Genomic DNA, 11,610 nt, shown 5'->3' with positions numbered 1-11,610 from the left:
TTTCTGTACCGTTTGGAATTGAAGGTGATTTGCGCGCGTTTGGAAATGACGTTGTTTTCTTTGGCACTGAACTCACTCACGGAGTTGCAGCGCACAGTGAGGATCGCGGCGCCAACTGGACGATTGTTCAAATACCAGTCGCTTTTGTTGCAAACGATCAGGCATGGCTTTACATGGGACCTGTCAATGTCTGCCCGTTGCAAAGCGAGTCTTATGTTTTGACCGGCTGGTACAGGATCGGTTCGGTTGCGCTATTCAGTTGTGATGGTGGACTCACGTGGCCGATCCAGACTCCTCTGGTTGGAAATAATGGCGATGGTCCGGTACATGTTGTGTGCGAAACCGTTGCACATCCTCCACTGCCCGCTACTGATAGCAGGATTCCCAATGGAAATTTCAGGGGCATGAAAGCCGGTCGTCACGGCGGTTGGGGCACGGATGGAAAATTCTATTGGACGGAAGCCGTGGAAGGAAACTTGTACGTGTGCAAGACAAACGATTTTGGAGTTACATGGGAAGGAATCGTTCATCCACAGGCCGCCGGAACACCGTCCGGGCACGTGCCCACCTGGTTTGCGTTTGACGATAAAGGTACGCTCTACGTTCTTCACGCGAACAAACTCTATGTTAGTTTTGATCAGGGGCAAAGCTTCAAGTACGTTCATACATTGCCGCGTTATGGGAATGATTCTTCTGTTGGAGATACGGCGTCCGCTTTCTTCGTTGTGAAAGGTGGGACAATTCATGTCGCCGTGAAAGAAGCTGCAGCAGAAGGATCGGGGAACATCTGGTATCTTCAAGGTAAGCACGTTGATTCGTCCAAACCAATCTGGAAAGAGGAATTTGTCGCAAACGTCGGCGCGACGCGTCTTGATTTCATGCAGATTGTTCTGGATGGGAATGGAATTCCCACGATTGGCTACACAACACCGCCGGATTTCAGCAAAGGAGTGACAACCTCCAGCCGCACTTCCGCCCCTTAATCAAAGTAGCGCGGGCGTCCCACCTGCATTAAAGTAGAGCGGGCGTCCCGCCTGCGGTTCCTCTGATACAATATGGCGCAATACCATGAAGTGCTCTGTTTGCGCCGCTCCTATCTCAAAAAGCACACTGAAATGTCCTGTTTGCGGTGCTTCGACAGACAGTTCACAAATGCCAACGGCCATTGTTCAGGCGAATCCCCTTCCTTCTACTAACGTATTAGATTCCGGGCGTTTTACTGCAGGGACTGTTCTGGCCGGACGTTATCGAATTACAGGTCGTCTTGGCAAAGGAGGAATGGGCGAAGTTTACCACGCAGAAGATTTGAAGCTGGGACATGCTGTCGCACTAAAGTTTTTGCCTGAAGCCCTCACCTCGGACGGGGCCGCACTTGCGAGCTTTCATCGCGAAGTACGAACCGCGCGTCATGTTTCACATCCGAACGTCTGCCGCGTTTTCGATATCGTTGATGCGGAAGGTCTCCATTTTATTACGATGGAATATGTGGATGGGGAAGATCTGGCTTCGCTTATCAGACGGATCGGACGATTACCGGTTGAAAAAGCGTTGGAACTCTCCCGCCAGATTTGCGCCGGTCTGGCTGCCGCTCACGATAACAACGTTCTGCATCGGGATCTGAAGCCTGCAAACATCATGATCGATGGGCGTGGTAAAGCGAGAATCACAGATTTCGGATTGGCCGGACTCTCTTCGGAATTTCATAGCAGCGAATTATACGCAGGAACCCCCGCTTACATGGCTCCGGAGCAGATCTCAGGAAAAGAAGTAACTGTCCGAAGTGATATCTACTCATTGGGATTGGTTCTATATGAGCTATTCACTGGTAAGCGCGCTTATGAAGCCTCGACACTGAGTGAGCTCATCAAACTCAAAGAGCAGACCGCGCCAACAAATCCCTCTGCTCACGTAAAAGAATTGGACGTAATGATTGAACGAGTGATCCTCAGATGTTTGGACAAAGATCCGTTGAAACGCCCGGCAGGCGCGCTGCAAGTAGCGGCCGCTCTTCCCGGTGGCGATCCGATTGCTGCTGCGCTTGCTGCCGTCGAAACGCCTTCTCCGGAAATGGTTGCCGCTGCCGCCACCAAGGAAGCCTGCAGCCACGTACCGCTTTTGCATTGTTGATCTCTACCATTTTGCTTTTTTCCCTTTGCGTTGTTATTTCAGAGCCACTTGAACTTCACGCGTTTATTCCATTTTCAAAATCTCCTGAAGTTTTGAAGGAGCGCGCGCAGGAAATCTTGAAAAAGCTTGGATACTCGACCCCGGAATACTCCGCGGACGGCTTTTCTGTGGATTATGATTTTTTCACATATGCGCGAAATCGGAAACTGGCGAATTGGAGAAAACTATCCAGCGGACATCCGCCCGTTATGCGCTTCTGGGTACGCCAAAGCGCATTTCCTCTCGTACCAAAACAAGCAATTCGTGTAACAAGCGTTGATCCTATTCGCGAAACGCCGGGAGCGATCCTGTTGATGATGGACACTCAAGGCAGATTGGTGATGTTGAAGTGGTCCCCCAGACAAGAGGATCTTCCGCAATCTGCATCGAAAAAAATGGATTGGTCACTACTACTTGACGAAGCTGGTTTGAATCTGGCTAATTTCAAATCTGTCGAATCGGGGTGGACTCCTCTTGCACCAAGCGACGACAAGCTTGTTATGCGCGGCTTTTTTGACGAATGGCCGGACCTTACCCTCGAAATTAGAATGGCTGCCTACAGGAGTAAGGCAGTATTTTTCCAGATCTACGGACCATGGATGAAGGATCATTTTGAAGCTCCAGTAGCCTTAGGCAGTGCGGTCGCTGCGGTGATGCTTTTCTCTGTGCTGTTTGCGGTACTGATCGCGAGTTCCTATTTTGCATTTCGCAATCTACGTGCCGGTAGAGGAGATGGAAAGGGAGCGTTTCGTCTTGTTCTATTTTTGTTTGTGTCGCGAATGATCTGGTGGCTGTTTAAGACTTCTCATGCGGATCTAGTAAATGAACTGGATTTGCTCCTCAGGGGACTGCAGTCAGCGCTTTTCTGGTCCTGCCTGCTTGGAATTTTGTACCTTGCTCTTGAACCGATCATGCGCCGACGGCGTCCGAAATGGATCATTTCCTGGAGCCGTTTGTTGGCCGGAAATTTTCGCGATCCACTGGTCGGGCGCGACATTTTGATCGGAGCTTTTTTGGGGGCTTTGATAGCTTTGGGTATTCAACTAGCCGCCGCGTTGCCTGAGTGGGTGGGAAGAGTGCCGAATTTACCATTGGTTCCTGTGATGGGGTATCAAATTCGTGACTTGGTGCCTGCTCTCTTAGATCAAATCAGCGCTGGTCTTGTCCAGGGATTCTTGTGGAGCTTTTTGGTCCTTTTCTGTATGGTCCTTTTCCGAAACCACCGTGCTGGCGCTATTGCAGGTATTGGGCTCCTCGCTTTGATTGGTACGCTTGCAATGATCGAATATGATCCCGTAAGCTGGCTGGGTGGCTTATTCCTTGGTGGAACGGTGGCTTATGTCATCATAAGATCTGGAATTCTCGCTGTCATCTCTTTGCTTTTCTTTTTTCATGTCGTGATTTTCTTCCCCCTTACCACTAATTTATCTGCCTGGTACGCTCAAAATCTTGTAGGTGAAATCCTGGTTTTGGGCACACTGGCAATTTACGCTTTCCGCATTTCCACAGCAGGAAAACCCCTATTTCAAAGAGCATTCCTGGAAGAATAAGTTTTGGCTGCGAGAGAAACCAGGCGGCGACTGCGTCTATTTCTACAAGAAGAGCCGATGGGAAGTGAATTACAAAAAAAGGAGAACAAAATGACGCAGTTTAAAAGAGCAACAATTGGGATATTGATTCTTGCAGGGATTCTTTTCACAGGAATTGCATCCTCTGAGCCACCGCCGGAACGTTTCGAAGCTTTGCCTCTCGCCTGGGTTGAACCAAAGGGTGTAGTAAAAATCACGGAATGTTTTCCCCACCAGGGGGAGCATTTCGCAAAACTGAAGGATCTGGAGCAATTTCCAGTGGGTCCGATCTATACCGTTTACAATGGCCAACTCACTTCCATCGAGTATGTGTTTGCGAAAGAAGACCTCGAAAAACAGTCATCGTGGAAAAATCTCAAGTTCATCTACCACGGGCGCGAAGTTCCGATTCAACACATGGATGTGGATTATCTGCCCGATATTTTCCCCGTTGAAACCTACGCGATTCACTTCTACGTGATTACGCATGGCGCCGAACGCTCGATCGAGTGCAATTGACAACTAGTTTTTACCACGGAGTCACGAAGACTCCGTGGTGAATTTTCTCCTTCTGGGAATTAATATTTAACAATCGAATCAAAAGGAGGAGATATGCAACGAAAAGCAAGTGCTGAATGGCATGGTGGGTTGAAAGATGGAAAAGGAACAGTTGCAACGGGAAGTGGAGTTTTGTCCAATACTCCTTACTCGTTTACGACTCGTTTTGAAGATCAACCTGGAACGAATCCAGAGGAGTTGATTGCCGCGGCCCACGCAGGTTGTTTCACGATGGCGCTTTCCGGTCAACTGGGAAACCGCGGAATGACGGCGGAGAGCATCAAAACGGCGGCAACGCTGACGATGGAAAAGCTGGAGGCCGGCTGGACTGTGACATCGATTCATCTGGATGTCTCGGCAAAGATTCCCGGCGCAGATCAGGCAAAGTTTGAGGAAGCCGCGAATGCTGCAAAAGCCGGCTGTCCTATTTCGAGACTGTTAAATACCAACATTTCGATGGAAGCGCGGTTGGGCTGACAAAAAAACTTGACACAAGGCCTGCCAATTCTGCTATAGTATTCGGTCACTGGAGATTTTCAGATTCGCAGGCAAGTTTTACTTACAGTCCTGATGGCCTTTTGGTTCTGTTTTCATTCAACAGGGCAATCCAATTACTATCCATTAATGGAAGGGGCGCGCTACGTCTATCAGATCAAAGCTACACAGAAAGCGCCCACTAATCCGGTGCAGGAACAGATTCTTTCCGCAACGATCGTTCACCTGGGAGCAGCCATCGTGCAGGGAAAAACGGTAATACCGGAAGGCCGTTACATTGATGGAAGGCTGGCCGGCGTGACATTTATCGCAGATGATGAAACAGGAATTTACTATTACGCGAATCAGAATGGTTCACAGAAAAAGCCTGTTGTGATGAATCCGATTCAATATCTCATCAAGTATCCTGTCCTGCCCGGCGCGCACTGGAAACAAAAATCCTCGGGATTTGAGATGGTCAACGGGAAAAAACTTGGCGTCATGCTGGATGCTGCGATCATTAGTGAAGACGAAATTGTTTCGGTCCCGGCGGGCGTCTTTGCCAAGTGCTTGAAGATTCACATGTCAGGGACTGTGCCACCCTCAAACGGCGCGCCCGAATTCCGAATTGACAATCAACTCTGGTACGCCCCAGGCCTCGGCATGATCAAGCAGGTGCAAAAAGAAGAGCGACTATCGCAAGGACCTGTTTCGTTCACGATGGTATTGAATTTGAAAGAGATTCAATACCAATAATCGTGGATCTTAATCTTGATCGTAATCGTAATTCCTATTTCGTTGGGTCATGATCAACGATTACGATTACGATCATGATTACGATTACGATCCACGATTTATTTTTCTTTCCAGATACCACGACATGTAGCCGCGGTATTTTTCCTGTAAATCTTTTCTCTGCCAGTCTTTGCCGGTGATGATCTTTCTGCAACCGCTCGCTCCGCAGTTGCATTCCATCTCGTAATCATCATCGTCTGTGGTTGCCCAGTCATGCGTTAGCTCTTCACCCGGTTGGATATCGCGCATCGCCACAAAAACAATTTGTCCCTGAACGCCGATGTTTGGGTCGCAGGAATGATTGCTGAAAATCATGCTTCCTGCTCTTTCTTCTTCACGCAACGGTCCGATGAAAAGATTGTCAGCAATGGAAATCTCTGCGGCGCGATACCAGTCGGGCATGGACTGCAGCACTTCACGATCGTAGATGTAGCCGCCCTTGATGCAAACAATTTCACCTTTTGCGATTGCTTTCTTTGCAAAAAGCCCTTTTCCGTGAATAGCGCTCTCTTTTATAGCTGCCTTTGGTGAAATGTACGAATGTTTTTGCAATTTCTTGACCTCTTATATATGTAGCACTTCCTCATAAAGGAAAACATATGAAGAGAATCAAAGTAGCGCGGACGTCCCGTCTGCTCAGGGTTCCGCAGGCGAGATGCCCACGATACTCCGGTTTTCTGATGTTTGTTTTTTCGCTCACTATCATCTCCGAAGTGAGCCCAGAAGAAAATCGCAAACTTCCATTTTACGCGTCAGGATTAGTTCTGGAGAATCGAGGCGATGCAGGTGCAACGCTGTTTACATTACAAAAAAACCAGTACCAAAACGTGGATCGCTCATCTGCTTCTCTTTTAATTGGTGCCAATGTTAATGTTATCGGATCTTCTGATCCATTCACTCAGGAATTTATTAATGGATTAGCTACGGCTGAGTGCAATCCCACAAAACATACAGCTCAAAATGAGTTTTCCATAGCCATCAACCGGAAAGACCCTTTGAATCTGATTATCGGCGCCAATGACTACCGTCTTTATAACCCAGTCAGTAATCGTTATGACGGTTCCGGTGGTTATTTCAGGAGCACCGACGGTGGCCTGACATGGACTACCGGATTGCTTCCAGGACTGGTTCAAGCGAATACTGAAAATCCAGGCCCTTATCAAACGGCAGGAGATCCAGCGATTGCATCCGGACCGAATAACATTTTTTGGTATTCGAATATTGCTTTTAACAGAACTGATGATGCAAACAGTGTTGCTGTGAGTCGTTCCACTGATGGCGGTGAGACGTGGAAGACGACTTACGTTGTGCAAACTTCAAGCATAGAAGGTGAGGCGCTTTTCAACGACAAACCCTGGATTGCCGCTCATCCAAAGAAAGGCAAAATCGCTTACGTAACCTGGACTGAATTTCGCCAAGCATCTTCTACAGTAGTCTATTCACGAACCTCGGACGGTGGTAGAACATGGAGTTCACCACGGGCGATCACGGATCAAATACTCAATCAAGGATCCGTTGCTCATGTAGACGGAAAAGGCAAACTGCATGTCGTCTGGATCAATTATGATAACGCAACTGCGCGCTTGTCCTACGTAGTAAAAACTTCGGGTGCGTCACAATTTGGCCCGACTCGAATCATCGCTTCTATAGACATACTTCCGCAAAATTTGAGCTGGGGTAGTTTTCGAACTCCCACTCTCCCTTCCTTTGCTTTGGATGGTAAGGAACTACACGTTGTGTGGAATGAATGGAACGGAAAGGACTCCGATATTCTTTACATCCGGTCCCCGGACCTTGGCAAAACCTGGTCTTCACCGGTGATCATTGATGACGGCCCCTCCGATCAGTTTTTTCCATGGGTGAGTGCCTCGAAAGGTTTCGTTCACGTTGCCTATTTGAATCATTACGGCGTTTCGGGTAATTCGTATCATGCTTATGCGACAGCTTCGGAGGATCATGGAGCAACGTGGACAGTACCTGTGAGAATCAGCACAAAAAAATCGAAGCCGGGAAGGGGAAATCTTTTTCGCCATCCGGAATGTTCGCAATTCATTGGTGATTACATTGGAATTGCAACGGATTCAGATGGTGTTGCCCATCCCGTCTGGCCGGATATTCGCCTTGGCAACAGCACCGGCAAAAAAGCGGATCAAGATCCGTATACCACATCGATCATCCTCAACACGAATTGAAAAAGCATACGTGGTACGATAATTCCTGGTGGGCGAGGGAAAAGGGAAAAGGACCACGATAGTTCTGTCCATTCTGGCGGGCTTCTGTCTGCTCGCTTACTCCAATAGTTTTTCTGTTCCGTTTCACTTCGATGATCTCAGAGTAATCCGCTTCAATTTCTCTTTGCGGGACCTCACCAATTGGTCCGGGATTTTTTCCTCAGAACCGTTTCGCCCGCTTCTGATCGCCACTTTTGCAGGAAATTACAAGATTGGGAGATCAGACCCATTCACCTATCACGCGTTTAATCTCCTCTGTCATTTTCTGGCTGTGGTTCTGTTTTATTTCCTTCTTCAAAGAGAGTCTCGCAATCACCTTTTTGTGGCTGCTGCTGTGTTGTTGATAGCCGTTCATCCCTTGACTACGGAAGCCGTAACCTATATCTCCAGCCGCACGATTTTGCTTTGTGCGGTTTTCTATTTTGCGGCCCTGCTTTTTATCGATTCTTATTTCAGAAAAGGGAAGTTGTCATCGCTGCTATTTTTTTCCCTTTTCTTACTTTGCGCTCTTCTCACGAAAGAAGACGGCGCGCTGATCCCTCTGGCGGCCCTTCTTTACAATGCGCTCTTTTTTGGCAAAGACTCTGTTCGAAAACACAGGATGTTTCACCTGGGCACGCTGGCGTTTGTGTTGTTAGGCGGCGCGTTGCGAATTTATGTTTATTCTTACTCTGCTGAGAAATTTCCGCATCCCTTCTTCACCTGGGTTACTACCGAAATCATAGTGTGGTTTCGATACTTGTATCTCGCTCTCTGGCCGGTTTCTTTGAACATTGACCGCGACGTTCAGGCAACGAATCTTATGGATCCCGCTTTCTGGACGGCGCTGGTCATGCTCGCCTTCGTTGTGTTCTGGCTTTGGAGATTCAGGAAAACGCAGCCGATCCTGTGTTTTTGGGGCACCTGGTTTTTTCTGAATCTGCTGTCATCTTCCTCTCTGATACCGCTCGCTGATTTCATGGCCGAACACCGCGCGTACATCAGTTTGTTCGGCTTTTGCGTTCTGATTTCGTATCTTGCTTTTGAAACGGTAACCAGGAATCCTGTCGCCAAAATCGCCGTTTGCGTGCTGATCATTTTTTATTCATTTGCTACATTTCAAAGGAATAAGATTTGGAACAGTGAACTTTCTTTATGGTATGACGCGACAACGAAATCACCACGCAAGATTCGTCCGCATTTGAATCTGGCAGGCGCGTACATCCAGGAAGGTGTGTACGATCTTGCGATTCAGGAATACGCGTTTGTCACGCGATTGAATCGTTCTATTCCACAGACTTACAGCGGTCTGGGAATTTGCTATTTGCGCAAAGGAAATCTACATGCTGCTGAGGATGCCTTTAGCAAGGGTTTGCTCCTGGATCCTGATCTAATCGATTCGAAGACTGGATTAGGAATGATCCGTTACTCACAGGGAAGACTGGAGCAGGCGTTGTCCTATTTCCGGGAAGCTTATCCGCACCGCCGGGAATCGATGCAGCTTGTCTCCATGATGACCGATGCATGCGTGAAGCTTGGTTACTACGACGAAGCAATACCTATTCTTAAAGATGCGATAAAACTGAATCCTTCAAGGAAGGATCTGCGTGAAAGGCTTACCTTTCTACAAAACCGACCGACTTCAACAACGGAATGACCTCACCACCGATCATGTACGGAGGCAAACAACGGGAGATCTCCATTGCCTGATGGAAATCCGGATTGCCGCCGGCAGCAAAATTCCAATCGGCGGTGACCATTGCTCCAAGAATTCTCAACTGCTTCGATACATCTGTTATCTCACCTGCGTAAAACGAACCGACTCGATGAGAATGCGGCGAAGGCCCTTGCGTGATTTGATTTCGCGCCAGGATACCCATATTGATTTGACAGGGAAATGCGTACCATGTCGAGCTCTTTGTATACGCAGGAACTGAAACAATTTCATCGGCGAAACCGATATCCCCTGCGGCTCCGGCGCCATCGGAATCATCCATAAAGAGAGTAAATCGTCCGTTGTAGGTCACATCGTCCAAGCTGGCGATATCCGTGACTTGAATGACGCCATATCCGTTCAGGATGTGTCCCGTCGTTTTGAGCTTGCCGGTTTTTGTGCCATCGCTGAGAGCGTCCCAGTTCAACGTGTCATGAAATTCCGTCCTTTCGGCGTCAGCATGTGTGTAACAGGCGGAGAGTGGACCGCAAACTTTTTGAGATGCCAGCCACAGAGAATTAATCACTTTTCGAATCAGCTCATTGGATTCATTTACAGGCAACGTATTGGAATAGTCACCATTGCCATCCAGGTCACTTCCATCCAGATCCACGTTCAACGAAACGGCGTTCATATCCGCTCCAGCTGCTGCGAAAACCATTCCATGCACCTGACGTCTATAGTCCACTCCGCCTTGTGTGAAGGGGGCCACTTCCTTGTAAACGACAAAAACTCCTTCCGTTGAATCAGAAGCAACAATGGCAAATGTTTTGCCTGATCCAAGGATAGGACTGAATAAAGGATCTGCTTCATCCACAGGATCTAATTGTTTCTGTGATGCTGAAGTGCCAGAGTCTGCATTTTGCGAAAAGATCGTGTTTTTTGCAGTCCAGATCTGTCCGGCAAGTCCGGAATCGAAAGTCGTCGTATTGTTGCTGCCAAGCGCCGTGGCCAATTTTAATCCTAGGATCCCGGGATCCGCAGTTGCATCGTTTCCCAGAAGATAGGTTGAGTAATTGGGATAGACGATGCCGGATACCGGATCTTCATACGGATCTTCTACGCGCGGAAGACGCACGAGACTAAAAAGTTCCGCGGGGATATCGTAACCGGCATATTCGAGCGCGTTTACTTTATCCCTGCTGCTACCTTCGTATCCGAAATTGCCGCAGTCTTCGCACACGAAGGCTCCTTCAAATGGAGCGCTGCCTCCTGGTCCAACCCAGGCATTTCCAGTTGTCAGGTCCACGGTGCCGTTTCGCACGCGCAATTTTGCGCCGAGAGTTTCGCGTGCTGCTTGTGGCCCGTTCAGATAGATGTTCAGTCCTGCTGCCGTTAATTCTCCCTGGCCTCCGCAGCTTCCGTCATCGTAGCAATTGTAGACATCCGCTTTGGTTACGTAGCTAACATCATCCGGATCGGAGATTCCTACACCCAGCACGTGGATATTTCCATGAGCTGACACATTTCCGCCACCGCTATTTGTTGTTTCTTCTCCAAAAATGATGTTGTTCCAAATTGAGATGTCTTCACCGTTAAAACAGTTTTCGAGAATATTCACTCCTTTGGCGTAGTCCATAAACAAGTTTTTTCTTGTGCCGGTATAGCCGATGGAGATCACACAAATTTCATTGAAACTAAATGCTCCCGGAGAGCCGATGTTGCGCAACATAATCTGATAGCCAGCAGGCGGCATATAAGTGGGGTCGGTTATCTCCGGGAATAGCGAGGGGTTTTCGCTTTCCGGAACTGTGTCCAGGACGTCATAGGGAACTTCGCCTGGCGCGGAGATCGCTCCGCCATTGCTCAGATCAAAGTAATCATGATCTGTTTCGCCAATGCCCGTTCCGGGTAAAGCACCGGCCGTGCCTTTGGGAACATAGAGGAGACCATTTCCCCAGGATTGGGGATCCCATTTGTAGTCATATAAAAGATACGTTCGAAAACGTTCGATTCCGGCTTGCGCTGCATAAGTGGCGCGTACAGTTTCTGAATAGCTGTTGCTCGCTGCTTGTTCCATCTGCGTATTCGTGATCAAAGAGAGCCCCAGGACCGAAAGTATCAGCAGAAAAAAGAGCGCTAGAATCAACGCCACGCCTTTTTGCTTGTCAAAAGTTTTCATGAA

The 11,610-nt window shown here is 48.4% G+C and carries 10 protein-coding genes; 8 read left to right on the top strand and 2 right to left on the bottom strand.

Going from position 1 to position 11,610, the window contains the following annotated elements:
* The 6 genes from L0156_21345 to L0156_21320 all read left to right on the top strand — a co-directional run.
* The coding region (locus L0156_21345; GenBank protein MCI0605538.1) for a glycoside hydrolase at positions 1–983 on the top strand (983 nt) is incomplete at its 5' end.
* 169 nt (positions 984–1,152) lie between these two features.
* A complete protein-coding gene (locus L0156_21340) occupies positions 1,153–2,127 on the top strand; it encodes a serine/threonine protein kinase (GenBank protein ID MCI0605537.1) in 975 nt (324 codons plus the stop codon).
* 116 nt (positions 2,128–2,243) lie between these two features.
* On the top strand, positions 2,244–3,716 hold the full coding sequence (locus L0156_21335; protein ID MCI0605536.1) for a hypothetical protein: 1,473 nt from the start codon (positions 2,244–2,246) through the stop codon (positions 3,714–3,716).
* Between the two features lie 90 nt (positions 3,717–3,806).
* A complete protein-coding gene (locus tag L0156_21330; GenBank protein MCI0605535.1) occupies positions 3,807–4,253 on the top strand; it encodes a hypothetical protein in 447 nt (148 codons plus the stop codon).
* A gap of 93 nt (positions 4,254–4,346) precedes the next feature.
* Positions 4,347–4,769 carry an OsmC family protein gene (locus L0156_21325; GenBank protein ID MCI0605534.1) on the top strand — a complete coding sequence of 141 codons (423 nt, stop codon included), beginning with the start codon at positions 4,347–4,349 and terminating at the stop codon, positions 4,767–4,769.
* A 93-nt stretch (positions 4,770–4,862) separates the two neighbouring features.
* Positions 4,863–5,522, top strand: a complete 660-nt coding sequence (locus L0156_21320; GenBank protein ID MCI0605533.1) for a hypothetical protein — start codon at positions 4,863–4,865, stop codon at positions 5,520–5,522.
* 84 nt (positions 5,523–5,606) lie between these two features.
* On the opposite strand, the gene L0156_21315 is transcribed toward L0156_21320, so the two are convergent.
* Complete coding sequence (locus L0156_21315) at positions 5,607–6,113, bottom strand: SET domain-containing protein-lysine N-methyltransferase (protein ID MCI0605532.1); 507 nt, start codon at positions 6,111–6,113, stop codon at positions 5,607–5,609.
* Positions 6,114–6,160: 47 nt separating this feature from the next.
* Here L0156_21315 and L0156_21310 point away from each other — a divergent pair, with 47 nt between their 5' ends.
* Together L0156_21310 and L0156_21305 are read left to right on the top strand one after the other, a co-directional pair.
* Positions 6,161–7,753: a glycoside hydrolase gene (locus L0156_21310; GenBank protein MCI0605531.1), complete on the top strand. Its 1,593-nt coding sequence runs from the start codon at positions 6,161–6,163 to the stop codon at positions 7,751–7,753.
* A 28-nt stretch (positions 7,754–7,781) separates the two neighbouring features.
* Complete coding sequence (locus L0156_21305) at positions 7,782–9,428, top strand: tetratricopeptide repeat protein (GenBank protein ID MCI0605530.1); 1,647 nt, start codon at positions 7,782–7,784, stop codon at positions 9,426–9,428.
* On the opposite strand, the gene L0156_21300 is transcribed toward L0156_21305, so the two are convergent.
* A complete protein-coding gene (locus L0156_21300) occupies positions 9,388–11,607 on the bottom strand; it encodes a hypothetical protein (GenBank protein ID MCI0605529.1) in 2,220 nt (739 codons plus the stop codon). The two genes, L0156_21305 and L0156_21300, sit on opposite strands and share 41 nt — an antisense overlap.
* Positions 11,608–11,610 lie beyond the last annotated feature (3 nt).

It is taken from the genome of bacterium (assembly GCA_022616075.1).
Classification (GTDB): domain Bacteria; phylum Acidobacteriota; class HRBIN11; order JAKEFK01; family JAKEFK01; genus JAKEFK01.
Note: the sequence above shows the minus strand (reverse complement) of the source record. Positions and strands in the feature narration are given on the sequence as shown.

Excerpts from the sequence above, each read along its gene's own strand:
- L0156_21340 (MCI0605537.1), top strand. The coding sequence starts at position 1,153 with ATGCCAACGGCCATTGTTCAGGCGAATCCCCTTCCTTCTACTAACGTA.
- L0156_21300 (MCI0605529.1), bottom strand. The coding sequence starts at position 11,607 with ATGAAAACTTTTGACAAGCAAAAAGGCGTGGCGTTGATTCTAGCGCTC.
- L0156_21330 (MCI0605535.1), top strand. The coding sequence starts at position 3,807 with ATGACGCAGTTTAAAAGAGCAACAATTGGGATATTGATTCTTGCAGGG.
- L0156_21320 (MCI0605533.1), top strand. The coding sequence starts at position 4,863 with ATGGCCTTTTGGTTCTGTTTTCATTCAACAGGGCAATCCAATTACTAT.
- L0156_21310 (MCI0605531.1), top strand. The coding sequence starts at position 6,161 with ATGAAGAGAATCAAAGTAGCGCGGACGTCCCGTCTGCTCAGGGTTCCG.
- L0156_21325 (MCI0605534.1), top strand. The coding sequence starts at position 4,347 with ATGCAACGAAAAGCAAGTGCTGAATGGCATGGTGGGTTGAAAGATGGA.